This window comes from Peribacillus sp. Hz7 (genome assembly GCF_042136355.1).
GTDB classification, from domain to species: domain Bacteria; phylum Bacillota; class Bacilli; order Bacillales; family DSM-1321; genus Peribacillus; species Peribacillus asahii_A.
In genome coordinates, this window is the sequence record NZ_JBHHJV010000040.1 from 1 (window position 1) to 15343 (window position 15343).

A 15343-nucleotide genomic window follows, 5' to 3' on the forward strand; every position below is an offset into this window, starting at 1 on the left:
CAGGGAGCAAGCTCCCATTGATTCGCTCGACTTGCATGTATTAGGCACGCCGCCAGCGTTCGTCCTGAGCCAGGATCAAACTCTCCGATAGAATTTGACTTGCTCATGTTGCACTTTTTTTATCGTGTGTGCTCACTTAAAAAATTAACGTTGGCGTTTCTGTTTTGTTTAGTTTTCAAAGAACTATGTCTTGACGACAGAATATTATCATAACATAATTAATTTATGTTGGTCAATAACTTTTTTGAAGTTTTTTATCACATGAATGATGGAAAGCACCTTTCATGTTCATAACTTCATTATAATTTCACCAAAAGACTAGCGTATACTCCACTAGAATTCCTCGGTGGATTTATAATATTACTATTTTAGTATAAATAAGTCAATACTTTTATAAAAATAATTTCACTATCGACTTTCCTGTTCATTTACTTACTTAAAACCCACCATTAAAGAATTCATCTGTTTAACCAGATTCCCTTAGTGGGAATTACAATATTACTATTTTGATATACATAAGTCAACACCTTTTTTCAAAAATAAGTTTTGTATGTCTTAGAGCAAAGTAAACATAAGAATTCGTATACCGTTTCCTTAGTAACTATGGAGGTCTAATGAATGGAGAACATCAAACAATTGCTTCGTGATTATGAGTACCCCGAAGAATCCATTCCCCATATATTGAAGGAACTCGGAACAACTGCTTATGAACAGGTAAAAAAACTAATCATGCCTTATGGCGACATAACGGCTAATCGATTGGACCGATTCCACTCTAATTTCAAGAAAGTATCTGTTATTCACAATGAATGAAGTTGGCTTTAAAACCACATAAAAACAGGATTAGCACTCAACTATATCTATCATGGTCGCATCATGTACAACAGCAGCTGAACATAATCTTTTATGAAGTTCAGTATTCAATTCAAATGTAGCTTTTTTAGTATTCTTTTGTTTGCTCTTTTTCTACCTGTATTTAAGGGTACCTGTATCTCGACGGATCTCTGGATTATCGTAAAAGTCGTAAACGGATAGTCTGTTAATTGCTGCTATACCAGGCATTGTCGTTTCAAATGCTAGGCCTTCATATTCTTCATGTATCAATTCTAAAAGCTCTTTAAATATACATATTTTCAATGACCGGTATATATAGGAATACAGGGATATGTATTTGAATTACTTACTCTTCATTCTTTTATGCTAGTAACATCATGTAGTTTATTATTTTTTATCAAAATAAATCCAAAGGAGATGAACCATATAGGGACTACTACTACCCCACCTAATCCCATTCCGTCATCACAAGAATAGATACTCCTGTTACATTGCCGAGAACGGTCATAATAAAGTACATCCCCGCAACCAGCCTTGGGGACTTAGTTCAACAAGCCCGGCCCACGAGAGAGCAACGGTATCCAATACTTCGCCGCCTTTATATACTTTATTCACTTCCTTACATTTTTGGAACTTACTACCCTTTCCTTTGCATCAACTGTATCAATTGCTTAAAAAAATTGAAGAAAAGCTACCCATTACTTGAATAAGCCAACTAATTTAATAGAATTTTACGTTACAGAGTTCAAAGCATCTTAAAAAGAAATTAAAGATCACATGATTGGCGCTTCCATTATAAAAATCTTACTCTTGACCTTTTGTATTTTTTTCCATACATTAGAATTAAATATTATTTATTAATATATTATTTATTAATATATTATTTATTAATATATGGAGGTAGATAAAATGGCTATGCATAATTTAAGTGAACAACTAGTCCATGACTTAGGAAAACAAATAATTAGAGAAGATATTCCGTCGGGTAAAGTACTACCAAAAGTAGAGATAATGAGTGAACAATATGGTGTTAGTCGAACAGTGGTAAGAGAAGCATTAAAAGGTCTTGCAGCAAGACAATTAGTGAAGTCAGTTCCAAAAATGGGAACTATCATATGTGAACGTGAAGAGTGGCAATGGTGGGATTCAGAAGTACTTAGTTGGGCTTGTGAGGATCTACCTAATTATGAGTTCTTGCAACAATTAACGGAAATGCGCCTTGCTATTGAACCTACTTCTGCAGAACTTGCTGCAATAAATGCAACTAGAGAAGAGATAAATCATATGACTACCTGCTTTCAAAAGCTCGAACTATCTGCAATAAGTAGCAATGACAGTGAATGGGCTAATGCGGATTATGAGTTCCACCAAAGTATTATGGTTGCTTCTCATAATGAACTACTCATAAATCTAGGGAATTTATTGAGAAATGCGCTTCTTAAAAGCCGTCATCGGACAATAAAGGTCTATAATGAAGAGAATGAAAGATCATCGTCTATTTCAAAAAAACAAGCTTTACTTTTACACAAAAATGTATATTTGGCTATTTGTAAAGGTAATCGTATAGAAGCACGTGAAACTATGTATGATTTAATTTTAAATGTAAATAAAGTGATTGAAAAGAGTAATGAAGAAATGTAAAAAAGGATCTGGAAAACAAGGATGATTTCTTTCCAGTCCTTTTTTCTTTGTCTTTCTTCATTATTCTATTTAGAATTTGAGAAATCACTCCCTTAAAATACATATTTTTTACATGGGTATTATTGACATAAATAAAGTCATATAATATTATTTATTTAATCTTATTTAGTTCATTCTTGAAAGGAGTGAGTATTCTTATAGAAATTAAATTTTTTAAAAAAGGACACACAAATATTTCCACGAAACACTATCATTCTTCTAATTTTGTATTTCTAACTACCAAGTAAATGTTCAGAGAACAATTTATACCTATTCAATGTAATAAGGAGTAAGCCAATGATTGAGCATATTGCTGTTTTGAAATTTGAATCTTTTACTACGAAGAATCAGAAAGATTTAGTGATTACTAAATTAAAAAAGTTAGTAGAGATAATCCCTAGTATCGCTGAAATACAGGTTGGATATAATTTTTCGGAAAAAAATCAGGGGTTTGATATTGGGATTTCTGCTAGATTTGGAAATAGAAAAGATTTAGATGATTTTTTATATCATCCTTCTCATCAAGAAGTAGGGGCCTTTGCAAAGGAAGTTGGGCTTATTGACATTATTTCAGTAGATTTTTTGATATAAAACGCAAATTTGTAAGCGTTAGCATTTTAAAATTAATTATGGGGGAATACAAATGAAAAATGAAATGTATGATGTTGTTCAAATTGGGTATGGTCCTGTGGGACAAACAATGGCAGCGTTACTTGGAAAAGCAGGGCATCGTGTAGCAGTTTTTGAGCGTTGGCCAGTAACATATAGTCTTCCAAGGGCAGCGACGTTTGATCATGAGATTATGCGTATTTTTCAAGGTATTGGTTTTGCAGATAAACTTGAAGAAAAGCTTGTTCCCTTTCTTAATTATATGTGGGTGAATGGAAATAGAGACGTTCTCCTTAAGGTTCCATACGGCGGTGTAGATATATCTGGATGGGAAAATGGATATCTTATGTATCAGCCTGAGGTGGAACAAGCACTTGATGAAGCTGTTAAATCTTACCCTACTGTTGAGGTAAATCAAGGATGGGTGGCTGAAGATTTCATCGAATTGGATGATTGTGTAGAGGTTACGCTCAGAAGGGGAGATGTACCTTCTCCCGGACAATGGATCCCAACAAATGAGACAAGGACGGTACGAGCACGTTATCTAATTGGGGCAGACGGAGCAAATAGTTTTACAAGAAATAAATTAGGTATTCAATCTGATAATTTAGGCTTTGAATCTGATTTTCTTGTTGTAGATATTCTTCCAAATGATCCACTAATTTTGAGCCACTTACCAGAGGGATATCAAGTTTGTGATCCAAAAAGACCGACTACCATAGTAAGTCGTCTGGGTACTCGTCATATCCGTTTTGAATTCATGCTATTACCTGGTGAAACAAAAGAGGAGATGTTAGATGACGAAAAAATCAAGAGTTTACTAAAGGAATGGATTTCACCAGAGCAAGGAACCCTTATTAGGAAAGCTGTTTATCGTTTTAGTTCAAATATTGCTCAAACATGGCAGAAAGATAATATTTTCCTTATTGGAGATGCTGCACATGTCACGCCTCCTTTTATGGGTCAAGGTATGTGTTCAGGCATTCGAGATGCAAAAAATCTTGCATGGAAACTAGACCTTGTGCTTCGTAATAAAGCTGAAGAATCTCTTTTAGAGACATACACAGTAGAGCGGTATGATCATTGTACAAGCCTTGTTCAGATGGCCATTGATCTTGGGAAAATTATCTGTATTCCAGATGAAAAAGAGGCAGAAGCACGTGATCAGGCATTCCTTTCAGGTAATGTGCCGCCGTTTCCAGATATGCCAATTCTAACAAAGGGTATCCTGCACAATAATCCGAATAGTGAGTTATTATCTCCTGTTGGTGAGTTAGCATTACAAGGTTTTGTGAAATATCAAGGGAATATAGGTCGCTTTGATGATGTGGTTGCACAAGGCTGGACGATTATTAGTACGAAGGCTGACCCACAAAGTGTACTTTCAGATAGTCAAATTACACAGCTTGAACAAATTGGTGTGAATTTTGTTCATGTTAGTCATGAGGACAACACGGAGGCTGTATATGATTTACATGGTAAATACGATGAGTATTTTAATAAAAGAGGTTTGGAAGCCATTATTGTTCGTCCAGACTTTTATACTTTTGCTGCGGTATCCTCTTTAGCAGATCTTTCAGGAGCTGTGGATCAGCTATTAGACAAACTTCATATCAAAAATTCTGAAACACTTATTGGATAAATAGTATTTATCTAATTTTTTTAGAAACATAAGAGTAAAATACTTGAAATTATGTTCATTAATGTATATCATTCGGATTAATAAATATTATTTAATTATTTATTAATCCGAATATATATTAAAAATATGGTTTTCTCTTGAGAGGGGTAATGAAAATGGGTATTCACGTTGTACATTTTTTGCATCAAGGAATTAAAAAATGGGGAATAGTGAACGAAAAATTAGTTCGACCTATAGAGAAAGATTTTGATACATTGGCATCTCTATTAGCAGAAGGAATTGATCAAATTAAAAGCTTAGTTGATCATCAAAAGGATATTTCGTTGGATGAAGTGACATTATTAAGTCCTGTTACTAAACCAGCACGTATCGTTTGCCAAGGAGCAAACTATGGAACTCACCGAGCAGAGAGTGGTTTGGAAGCAAAGAAACCTCCTTTTAATTTAATTTTTACCAAGGCAGATAGTACGTTAAGTGGTCCGAGAGATCCTATTGTTTGTCCAGATCATGTTAAATTACTAGATTATGAAATTGAGTTAGGCCTCATTATTGGAAAGGAAATCTCAGAGACTCAAGAGGTTACTGATGAGAATCTACATGAATATGTTGCAGGTCTAGTGATTGCAAATGATGTATCTGCACGAGATATTCAATTAGGACAAACTCAATGGTATAAAGGAAAAAGTTATCGAACTTTTTGTCCAGTAGGACCATATGTATACTTGCTAGAAAAAGAGGATATCCCATTAATCAATAACTTAGAACTAAACTTATGGGTGAATGGAGAATTGCGACAATCAACAAATACAGAAAACTTATTATTTAAACCAGCTGAAACGTTAACAGAACTTTCTGGGTTAATGGATTTTTCTCCTGGGGATTTACTTCTTACAGGTACAACAGGAGGAGTAGCACTAAGATTATCACCTGAAGTAACAGAGAAATTATTAAATCCTGTTGTTTCAGGAGAAGAAAAGATGCAGCTACTATTAGATAGCCAGCTCAAAATCGATGCATATTTAAAAGATAACGATGTGATTCGTTGTGAAATAAAGAGCGTCGATGGAAAAATTGATCTGGGTGTCTTAGAAAATAAAGTGACGCATGCAGTTCCTGTTAAAGCCTAATTAATCTATTTCTCAAGTAAATACAAGTACGAACAGGAGCCACTATTTTTGAAGAAAAGTGTATGGAGTAATTCAACTTTTAACAAGAATAGTGGTGTTCTTGAATAAAAATCATGGAGCCTGTGAAGGAAGGGAGTTTAAATAGGATGAAAGTTTTTAAACTTGGTTACGCAGAGTTTAATACGAAAGATGTTAAAGCGCTTACGGATTATTATACAAATGTTATGGGATTTACTTTAGTTGAGGAAGCCGATAATGGTAAATCATATATATCTAGTGGAGTAGATCATCATAATATCGTCGTGGCACCTTCTGATGTTAGTCATCTTAATAAAGTAGGATGGCAGGTAGGAGGAGAAATGACTCTTCAAGAAGTAGGGAAACAATTAAAAGAGCATGGTATCTCTTCTGAATTAAAAACGGATGCTGAACCAGGTATTTCAGAATTGTTGGAATTACAAGATCCAGGCGGCACGATTGTGAACTTATATAAAGAGATTGCTATGCCAACACCAGGGTATAGAGAAGCAGGAATCGTCCCAAATAAATTAGGGCACATTGCTATAGGTGTAAAAAATGCTAAAGAGACAGTTGATTTTTACAAGCATGTACTAGGATTTTGGGAGACAGATAAAATTGGAGATATGGCTACTTTTTTAACGTGTAATTCAGATCATCATACATTGAATATCCTTCAATCTAAGCGTCCAGTTATGCATCATATTGCATTTGAACTAAGAAGTTTTGAACACCATAAAGACAGCTCTGATAAACTCTCAAAATATGGTCTTCCAATTTTATGGGGTCCATCTCGTCACACAGCTGGACATAATATCGCCTCCTATCATAAAGACCCAGATCAACACTATATCGAGCTTTTTTCAGATTTAGATGTTTATATACCTGAACTGGATTATATGGATCCACGTCCTTGGCATGAAAATTTACCTCAAAGACCAAGAGTTTGGGAAAGTTTAAGCTATTGGGGAACAGACTTCAATCACGACTTAGTGGGTATTGTTATGCAGGAAGAAGAAGTGAAAAAATGAGATAAAGTAAATCTTCTCTCAGTGAGCGGGTCTTTCATCCCCCACTGAGGGTTAGATGAACCAAGAGGAAGTTTGATAGATGTTTAGGAACACTAGCCTATTAATTGTTTTATTACAAGTTAATAGATTGGAAAACTATATATTTTCTTATTCTATAATCTTGGCTTTATATAACTTTTAATAAATATATCGATTTAATCGGAAAATATTTAATTATTTTACTGGGAGAAATAAAAATGACAAACAAATCTAAAAGAATAATTAGTGCTTCTATTACAGGTTCTATCCATGTTCCAACAATGTCAGAGTATCTACCGATAACAACTGATGAAATCGCCCAAAATGCGATTGATGCAGCTAATGCTGGTGCTGCCAGTGTGCATATTCATGCAAGGAATCCTGAGAATGGTCAACCATCATCCGACCTGAACTTATATAGAAAAATTATTGATAAAATTAGAGCGGTGAATAAAGATGTCATCATCTGTATAACAACGGGCGGCGGATTGGGAATGACAATTGAACAAAGAGGTGCTGTAGTTCCTGAATTTAAACCAGAACTGGCTTCTATGAATTGTGGATCAATCAACTGGGGTCTATACCCTTTAGGTGAGCGTTATAAAGAATTTAAATTTGATTGGGAAAGAGAATACCTTGAAAATACAAAAGGTCAAGTTTTCACCAACCATTTTGCAGATATTGAGGGTTTGTTGAAAATCTTTAGAGATAACAACACAAAACCTGAATTGGAATGCTATGATGTGGGTCATATATACAATGTGAAATTTATGCAACAAAATGGCTGGCTTGAAGGGAAACCGTTCCTACAATTCGTTATGGGCATAAATGGTGCGATCGCTGCTAACGAATACGAACTAATGAATATGAAACAAACAGCTGACCGTCTATTCGGTGAAGATGGCTATGAATGGTCTGCATTCGGTGCAGGAAGACAAGAATTCCCAATTTGTACACAAAACTTGTTTTTAGGTGGGCATGTACGTGTAGGTTTGGAAGATAACTTATACTTAAGTAAAGGTATTAAAGCGAAAAATAATGCTGAATTGGTAGAAAAAATGGTCCGTATCATGAAAGAATTCGACTATGAACCAATGACACCTGCTGAAGCAAGAGAAACATTAGGACTTAAACAATTTTCCGAATTGCAAAATGTCCGTTAAGAGTGGGATGAATTTTAGAAGATACTAAATTAATAAACTCTGCGTTTCTGGCAGGTAATGAAGGAGAATGCCAATGTTAAGAAAGTCGTCTTTTACAATCGTATGTTTTTTATCCATTTTTAGTTTATTAGTGGGTTGTACGGAAAAAAGTGAAGTTCAACCTGTGAATACTGAGCAATCCGTAGATACTGATAAGGCAAATGAAGAGAAGAATACTTCAACAGAAAATAGTGAAAAAGAAGTAACTAACCAAAATAAAAGTGATTTCAAAGTAACACTTCTTGGAACCGGTTCACCAATTATATCCTCGGAGCGTTTTAGTAACTCAACATTAGTAGAAGTTGCGGGACAAAAGTTACTATTTGATGTTGGAAGGGGTACGAGCATTCGATTGAATGAAATGGGTGTTGCCCCTGGGATGATTGACAAGCTGTTTATTACACATTTACATCATGACCATACGATGGGATTTGATGATGTATTAATTACGGGTGCTGCTGTACCTGATCCTAGGGGGCTTAGGGAAAATCGTATGCAGGTTTGGGGTCCTAAGGGAACAGAAGGTTGGATTAATCACACACTAGAATCATATGAAGCTGATATAGAAGTTAGAAAAAAAGTTGAGGGCGCTTCATTAGGGATGGAGGCTGATGTGCAGGAGATTGAAGAAGGCGTTGTATATGAGAATGATGGTGTGAAAGTAATTGCTTTTAAAGTAGATCATGGTCCTATGAAGCCTGCATTTGGATATAGAATTAATTATGAGGGACACTCAGTTGTGATTTCAGGTGATACTACCTACTCTGAAAATTTAATTGAATATGCACAAGGAACGGATTTGCTTATTCAAGAAGTCGTTGTAGTCAAGGCAACACCGGAGGAAGAGTATAAATCAGAGGCGCTTAAAAATATTGAAGCTTATCACACAACTCCTGAACAAGCTGGAGAAATATTTAAGAAAGTCAAACCAAAACTTGCTGTTTATACACATCTTGCATTAGCGGTACCGGAGAAAGAAGCAAAAATAAAGGAAAGAACTGAGAAAATATATGACGGAGAAGTTGTTGTAGGGGAAGACTTAATGTCCATAGTAGTGGGTGAAGACATAAAGATACAACAACCTTAGTTAATTTAAACTTGTTTAAAGAAATGTATTATTTCGTTAAGCTTCTATGCCACGTCAATTCCGGTCAAATTTAATAGTTAAATACTATGAAATTGGGAAGGGCTTAACGCCCTTCTTATTTAATATAGTAGAAAATTGAGAACTATTAATGGTAAGGCGTGATGCAGTTCGGAAAATTTTAGATACCAAGGGGTGAACATTATGAATAAAGTAATTAAATCTAGTGAAATAAGAAAGTATTTCAAGAGAAGATGGGCAAGTTGTTAACTTAGGAATAGGGGTTCCGACGTTAATTCCACCATATTTAGATGGTAAAACGGTGCATTTACAAACAGAGAATGGTCTGTTAGGAATGGGACCTCCTCCTTCAGAAGAAGAGTTGGATATTGATTTAATTAATGCAGGAAAAGAGCCAGTTACTTATTTGAAGGGTTCAGCATTTTTTAATATCGCAGATTCTTTTGCATTGATTAGAGGCGGCCATGTTGATGTGGCTGTTTTAGGTATTCTTCAAGTAGATATGTATGGTGAAATGGCCAATTGGACTGTCCCTAATCAACCTATTTTAGGGGTTGGAGGAGCAATGGATCTAGTAACGGGGGCAAAAAAGGTCATTGCGGCAGCTACCTTATTTGCTAAGGATGGAACATCTAAATTAGTTAAAGAATTAACTTATAAATCAAGTGGAGCCCGACGGATTGAACTGTTTGTTTCTGATTATGCTGTTTTCAAATTTACAGATGAAGGCGTAAAAGTGGTAGAAATACTTGAAGATATTTCTATAGAAGAATTAAGTGAAAAGGTTGGTTTTACATTAGAGTACGCTAATGGTTATGTAAGTTATAGATAATCAATAAAAGTCGCAATAGATGGATACGTGTGAAAAGCCTTGTGTAGATTGGCCATGTAATCACTTAGGGGGGGAAGTAAATGGCAACTTATATTATCGATGGAGCAAGAACAGCTTTTGGTACGTACGGTGGGGCATTAAAGGATGTTAGCGATGTTGATTTGGGTGTAGCAGTAACTAAATCAGCTATTGAAAGAAGTGGTATTCCAGCTTCAGATATAGATGAACTTGTATTCGGGAATGTCATACAAACTAGCGATAACTCTGCTTATCTAGCAAGACATATTGGTTTAAAAAGTGGACTATCAGAGTCATCTGCTGCGCTTACACTTAATCGATTATGTGGTTCAGGATTGCAAGCTATCGTATCTGGTGCACAATCTATAGCATTAGGGGAAGCCAAAGTGATTGTGGCTGGAGGATCCGAAAGTATGAGCTTAGCACCTCAAGTGTTAAAAGGAACACGCTTTGGTTCACCCAATAAAGCACCTGTGGTAGAAGATATGCTATGGGGCGTATTAGTTGATAAATATGTTGGTTGTGGAATGGGTATGACAGCTGAGAATCTATCAGAAAAATATAATATTTCTCGAGAAGAACAAGATGAATTTGCGATTGAGTCGCAAAAAAAGGCGACTGAAGCCAGAGACAGTGGGCGTTTCGCAGAGGAAATCACGCCAATTGTGATTAAAGATAGAAAAGGGAAAGAAATTGTCATCAAGGTTGATGAACATATTAAAGGTGGCGTCAGTAAAGAAGGTTTAGCTAAATTGAAGCCAGCTTTTAAGGCAGAAGGAACTGTAACACCAGGAAATGCAAGTGGTATTAACGATGGTGCAGCTGCAGTCATATTAGCATTAGAAGATTATGTCCAAGAACATAATGCAAAACCATTAGCTAAGATTGTTTCATGGGGAGTAGCGGGAGTCGATCCGAGCATTATGGGCATTGGACCTGTTCCAGCAAGCAAAAAAGCGTTAGAAAAGGCTGGTTTAAACTTAGAAGATATTGATCTATTTGAATTTAATGAAGCATTTGCTGCACAATCTCTAGCTGTTATTAAAGAGTTAGGAATTAATCAGGAAAAAGTAAATGTAAATGGGGGAGCAATAGCTTTAGGTCATCCCCTTGGTGCAAGTGGTGCGAGAATTACGTATTCGTTAGCACTTGAAATGAAGAAGAGAAATTTGAAATATGGATTAGCTTCACTTTGTATTGGTGGGGGGCAAGGTATTGCTATTATTTTAGAAAATGTGTAACCCCAATTACATATAGAGTAAAAAGAGCGAAAAAAAGTAAAAGATTTAGAAGTGGCAATAATCGTTTAGTTCAATACTAAAAAAATAAAAGGATAATTAGGGGGAAGACAATTGGAAAAGAACCGTGTACATTTATCAATTGAAAATCATGTTGGAATTATCACTTTAAACCGTCCGGAAGTAGGGAATGCCATTGATTTGCAAACGGCAAAGGAATTGATGGATGTATCTATTTTTTGTTCAGAAAGTGAAAAAATACGGGCAGTCGTTATTACGGGAGCAGGAAATAAGTTTTCAGTTGGGGGAGATTTAAAAAGTTTTGCTAATGAAGGGGATGAAATTGGCTCCCATCTAAAAAGCGTGACAGCTTATTTACATCAAGCAATTTCATATTTTGCTAGAATGAATAAACCGGTTATTGGGGCTGTTAATGGCGTAGCAGCTGGTGCAGGAATGAGCCTTGCATGTGCTTGTGATCTTGTCTATGCTTCAGAGAATTCTAAATTTGTAATGGCTTATAACAAAATAGGTTTAACACCAGATGGATCAGGAAGTTATTTTTTACCCCGTCTTGTTGGGATGAAACGAGCTTTAGAGCTAATGTATACCAATCGATTATTAGATGCGAAAGAGGCAAATGAGTGGGGAATCGTCAATCATGTAGTTTCTGAAGACAAATTAATGGAAGTTGTCCTTGATTTAGCTGGAACCCTAGCAAATGGACCAATGAATGCATTTGGAGCAACCAAAAAATTATTTTATCATTCTCTACAAGAAACGCTAGAATCCCAAATGAGTAAGGAGTCATTACTTCTTGCTGAGAGAGCAAATAGTATAGAGGGAAAAGAAGGAATTTCTGCCTTTTTAGAAAAACGTGAAGCTGATTATTTAAAACATTAATAAACAGGGGAAGTAATGGCAGATGTTTATGCTACTTCCTCTTTACAATTAAAAGTTATTTCTTCTTAACTCACATTTAGTCCCCTACTTATCACTGTTGCGTCTGAGTAGGGGTTTTCCTATTTTCTATCGAATCTTTCTATTACTCTCATTTCCAGAAGAAGGAAGAACCTCATGAGCATTAACCTTGACCACATTTCATCAAATAAACTATCTCAATCTCCTGATCCCTGTCATGAAAATACCAGGTGTTCCCCGAACAATAAACAAATTTGTCTTCTACGATGACTCAGCCTTCTTATGCTTGAACCAGTCAGGAATTAATTAGGATAAAACCTATATACAGGAATAACACCATTTTTTAATAAATTAGTAAATTAAAGTTAAAAGTCATTTTATTACATGTAAAAAGCGTTCTTTTTATAAAATTTCATTTTGTACGATGACGTTCCTTCTTTGAATAATTATATCCTTACTAGTAACACCATCGTTCATAAAAGTACACATTTACGAACAGGTTGTTTTCTGATTTAGAACTCCTCTTTTATATTTCCGCAAAAGTATAAAAAAGCTTTACGAACGTCCACTTTTTATCGATACTTTAACGAACTATTTTTGCTATAATAATAGAAAAAAAGTGAAGATGGGGTCGATTTAGGTGGACGTTCGAAAATTTGGATATATTCGGGTGAGCAGCAAGGATCAAAATGAGGGACGGCAAATTGAAGCCATGAAAGAAAGAGGCATCGATGAACGGGATATTTTCATAGATAAACAAAGTGGAAAAGATTTCAACCGGGACCAATATCAGCTGCTGAAAAGAATTATGAGAAAAGGCGATGTGCTGTACATCCATTCCTTAGATCGCTTTGGTCGGAATAAGGAAAAGATTTTAGAAGAATGGAATGACATCATCAAACATATTCAAGCCGACATTGTCGTGCTCGATATGCCCCTGTTGGATACGACTCAATATAAGGATAGTTTAGGAACGTTAATTGCGGATCTCGTGTTACAAATCCTTTCCTGGATGGCAGAAGAAGAAAGGAAACGCATTCGAACACGGCAACGTGAAGGCATTGACTTGGCGTTGCAAAACGGCGTAGCTTTTGGACGGCCGAAAGCTACGGTTACGGAAGAGTTTAAACAAGTCTATCACCGGTGGAAAAATGGTGAAATGACAGCTGTTAAAGCAATGGAGGAATTAGGGATTAAAAAGACGACTTTTTATAAGTTGGTGAAAGAGTATGAGAGGGATTTAAAGAGTATGACTATATAATAGAAGAAACTCGTTAAAAAAGGAGCATCTGCCAGTCAGCAGATGCTTTTCTATAAAAGGTATGTCTTGTTCTCCTTATAATCTATAAAAAAAGAAGTGTATTAAAATTGAATAAAACAGAATTAGTGCAAGCTGTATCTGAACTGACACAGAAAGATGCTGCAAAAGTAGTTGATGCTTCAATTGAAACAATTTCTAATACACTTGCTAAAGATGAAAAGATTTAATTAATTGGATTCGGTACGTTTGAAACACGTAAACGTGCAGCTCGTAAGCAGCGCAATCCGCAAGCGAGTGAAGAAATCGAAATTGCTGCTTCTAAAATTCCAGCTTTTAAACCGGGTAAAGAATTAAAAGAAGCCGTAAAATAAATATATATTTATAAGTAAATCTTAGCGTGGACAACTACTGCATTTAGCTAATCAAGCTTCACTATTGTTAATGATGCAGCATTAATTTTTTGTTCACCTATGATTGGTAACAAGGTATCCGTAGATGGACCGATGTTTCTAAGTTCCAATGTTGAATTTTTTGGAATATGAATAATAGCTTGTCCAATGAGCATCAGACTCGCTCCATCCACTAGTCTTTGTATACCATAGTTAGTGAGCCTTCCCTGTACTAAGGAATCATTTAAAATCAAACCATATGCTGAAGAGGAAGCAGGACCATCGATTAATAATACATATTCAATCCTATAGTCACCTGATTTACGAATTATTAAAGTGTCGCTAGGAGGGCTAAACTGTATATTATTTAATGAACCGTTTTGATTAAATGTTATACTTTCACCTGACTGGACCATGATGGGCTTGGAACCTATGAGTGTAACGTAGCCATAGGCAGGTGAGGATTTTTTCCATTTTTGATCTGACACTATTGGTCACCTACTCACTTATTATTTCTATTATTGTATGTAAGTAGATTAAAAATGATTGTACTACTGTACTGCGACTTATATCATTAGTTCTAATAGATAGAGATGAATACTATATACAAAATCGCTTTACATAAGTTTTATTTATTCGATAATAAAAAGGGACCTTACATTGAAGAGCTTTTACTGCTTATTTAATTAAAGCTCCACTTGTTCAATTTCTAATAAGACTCGTTTTAAAATATTATCGTTGCGGAACAGCAATATTTATTTTTCATGAGTGCTTAACATTGTAAATTGTCAAAACCCTGACGCTCCCCCTTGTATTGCAAATTCTATCCTGGATGGCGGAATTAGGGATTAAAAAGACGACTTTTTATAAGTTGGTGAAGGAGTATGAGAGGGATTTAAAAGTTAGCAATATATATTAATAGAAGAAACTCGTCAAAAAAGGAGCATCTGCCTAAATACCGGCAGATGCTCTTTCAACAAATGGGGGAATGTATGATTAGCTTTGCCAGTTTTAAAGGTTTATATACATTTATTTTTAAAGATTAGGCTCTCTGAGAGAAAATATTTCTTTATTATTAACAACCACCAGGGACCAAATTTGTTATAGTTGGGACCGTTTTTGTTATAGTTAAAGTTCATGAACCATTGATATAACTAGGTTTCCAGCCTCCGAAAACAAGAGTAAAACAAGAATATTGTAAAACACACAATAAGAAGTGTGAGTGAGTAATTATAAATTATTTAATTCAAGATCAATCTAGTAAAAGGGGTATCACCAAAATTTCGTGGAAAACATTGTGTTTGATAAGTTAGATTTGAGCCACTTTTACACGATTTGATCACATAAAAAATGAGCCACCTAATTTCCAATTCTATAAACCTCTCTTATGATAGAAAGTGACCAAACTTACTACATTT

13 protein-coding genes, 1 rRNA gene and 1 pseudogene are annotated in these 15343 nt (G+C 35.3%); 13 read left to right on the top strand and 2 right to left on the bottom strand.

Annotation, left to right across the window (positions count from 1 at the left end):
• Positions 1–91 (bottom strand): 16S ribosomal RNA (locus ACE199_RS22800); the annotation flags it as partial.
• 527 nt (positions 92–618) lie between these two features.
• On the opposite strand from ACE199_RS22800, the gene ACE199_RS22805 reads away from it, so the two are divergent.
• From ACE199_RS22805 to ACE199_RS22865, 13 genes and pseudogenes are all read left to right on the top strand, one after another.
• Entirely contained in the window at positions 619–813 is a 195-nt protein-coding gene (locus ACE199_RS22805; RefSeq protein ID WP_375351806.1) for a hypothetical protein, read from the top strand.
• 930 nt (positions 814–1743) lie between these two features.
• Positions 1744–2475, top strand: a complete 732-nt coding sequence (locus tag ACE199_RS22810; RefSeq protein WP_252283731.1) for a FadR/GntR family transcriptional regulator — start codon at positions 1744–1746, stop codon at positions 2473–2475.
• A gap of 336 nt (positions 2476–2811) precedes the next feature.
• Positions 2812–3105 (top strand): Dabb family protein, encoded by a 294-nt coding sequence (locus tag ACE199_RS22815; RefSeq protein WP_375351809.1) that lies wholly within the window; start codon positions 2812–2814, stop codon positions 3103–3105.
• 52 nt (positions 3106–3157) lie between these two features.
• Complete coding sequence (gene mhpA, locus ACE199_RS22820) at positions 3158–4765, top strand: bifunctional 3-(3-hydroxy-phenyl)propionate/3-hydroxycinnamic acid hydroxylase MhpA (RefSeq protein ID WP_375351811.1); 1608 nt, start codon at positions 3158–3160, stop codon at positions 4763–4765.
• Between the two features lie 155 nt (positions 4766–4920).
• Complete coding sequence (locus tag ACE199_RS22825; protein WP_375351813.1) at positions 4921–5892, top strand: fumarylacetoacetate hydrolase family protein; 972 nt, start codon at positions 4921–4923, stop codon at positions 5890–5892.
• A gap of 146 nt (positions 5893–6038) precedes the next feature.
• On the top strand, positions 6039–6941 hold the full coding sequence (locus tag ACE199_RS22830; RefSeq protein ID WP_375351814.1) for a VOC family protein: 903 nt from the start codon (positions 6039–6041) through the stop codon (positions 6939–6941).
• Positions 6942–7177: 236 nt separating this feature from the next.
• The gene (locus ACE199_RS22835) at positions 7178–8122 is read left to right on the top strand and encodes a beta-keto acid cleavage family enzyme (RefSeq protein ID WP_375351815.1); all 945 of its coding nucleotides are present in this window, start codon (positions 7178–7180) and stop codon (positions 8120–8122) included.
• Positions 8123–8195: 73 nt separating this feature from the next.
• On the top strand, positions 8196–9248 hold the full coding sequence (locus ACE199_RS22840) for an MBL fold metallo-hydrolase (RefSeq protein ID WP_375351817.1): 1053 nt from the start codon (positions 8196–8198) through the stop codon (positions 9246–9248).
• A 238-nt stretch (positions 9249–9486) separates the two neighbouring features.
• Positions 9487–10098: a CoA-transferase gene (locus tag ACE199_RS22845; RefSeq protein WP_375351823.1), complete on the top strand. Its 612-nt coding sequence runs from the start codon at positions 9487–9489 to the stop codon at positions 10096–10098.
• 80 nt (positions 10099–10178) lie between these two features.
• Positions 10179–11357 carry an acetyl-CoA C-acetyltransferase gene (locus ACE199_RS22850; RefSeq protein ID WP_375351819.1) on the top strand — a complete coding sequence of 393 codons (1179 nt, stop codon included), beginning with the start codon at positions 10179–10181 and terminating at the stop codon, positions 11355–11357.
• Positions 11358–11468: 111 nt separating this feature from the next.
• Entirely contained in the window at positions 11469–12257 is a 789-nt protein-coding gene (locus tag ACE199_RS22855) for an enoyl-CoA hydratase/isomerase family protein (protein ID WP_375351820.1), read from the top strand.
• A 658-nt stretch (positions 12258–12915) separates the two neighbouring features.
• Positions 12916–13536, top strand: coding sequence for a recombinase family protein (locus ACE199_RS22860; RefSeq protein ID WP_375351821.1), 621 nt, complete (start codon positions 12916–12918; stop codon positions 13534–13536).
• A 107-nt stretch (positions 13537–13643) separates the two neighbouring features.
• A pseudogene (locus ACE199_RS22865) lies at positions 13644–13907 on the top strand (HU family DNA-binding protein).
• Between the two features lie 47 nt (positions 13908–13954).
• Here the strand turns inward: ACE199_RS22865 and ACE199_RS22870 are convergent.
• Positions 13955–14413 (bottom strand): BclA C-terminal domain-containing protein, encoded by a 459-nt coding sequence (locus tag ACE199_RS22870; RefSeq protein ID WP_375351822.1) that lies wholly within the window; start codon positions 14411–14413, stop codon positions 13955–13957.
• Positions 14414–15343: the final 930 nt, after the last annotated feature.

Bases quoted from the DNA above. Each gene is read 5' to 3' on its own strand.
- ACE199_RS22805 (WP_375351806.1), top strand. From the start codon at position 619: ATGGAGAACATCAAACAATTGCTTCGTGATTATGAGTACCCCGAAGAA.
- ACE199_RS22810 (WP_252283731.1), top strand. From the start codon at position 1,744: ATGGCTATGCATAATTTAAGTGAACAACTAGTCCATGACTTAGGAAAA.
- ACE199_RS22815 (WP_375351809.1), top strand. From the start codon at position 2,812: ATGATTGAGCATATTGCTGTTTTGAAATTTGAATCTTTTACTACGAAG.
- mhpA (WP_375351811.1), top strand. From the start codon at position 3,158: ATGAAAAATGAAATGTATGATGTTGTTCAAATTGGGTATGGTCCTGTG.
- ACE199_RS22825 (WP_375351813.1), top strand. From the start codon at position 4,921: ATGGGTATTCACGTTGTACATTTTTTGCATCAAGGAATTAAAAAATGG.
- ACE199_RS22830 (WP_375351814.1), top strand. From the start codon at position 6,039: ATGAAAGTTTTTAAACTTGGTTACGCAGAGTTTAATACGAAAGATGTT.
- ACE199_RS22835 (WP_375351815.1), top strand. From the start codon at position 7,178: ATGACAAACAAATCTAAAAGAATAATTAGTGCTTCTATTACAGGTTCT.
- ACE199_RS22840 (WP_375351817.1), top strand. From the start codon at position 8,196: ATGTTAAGAAAGTCGTCTTTTACAATCGTATGTTTTTTATCCATTTTT.
- ACE199_RS22850 (WP_375351819.1), top strand. From the start codon at position 10,179: ATGGCAACTTATATTATCGATGGAGCAAGAACAGCTTTTGGTACGTAC.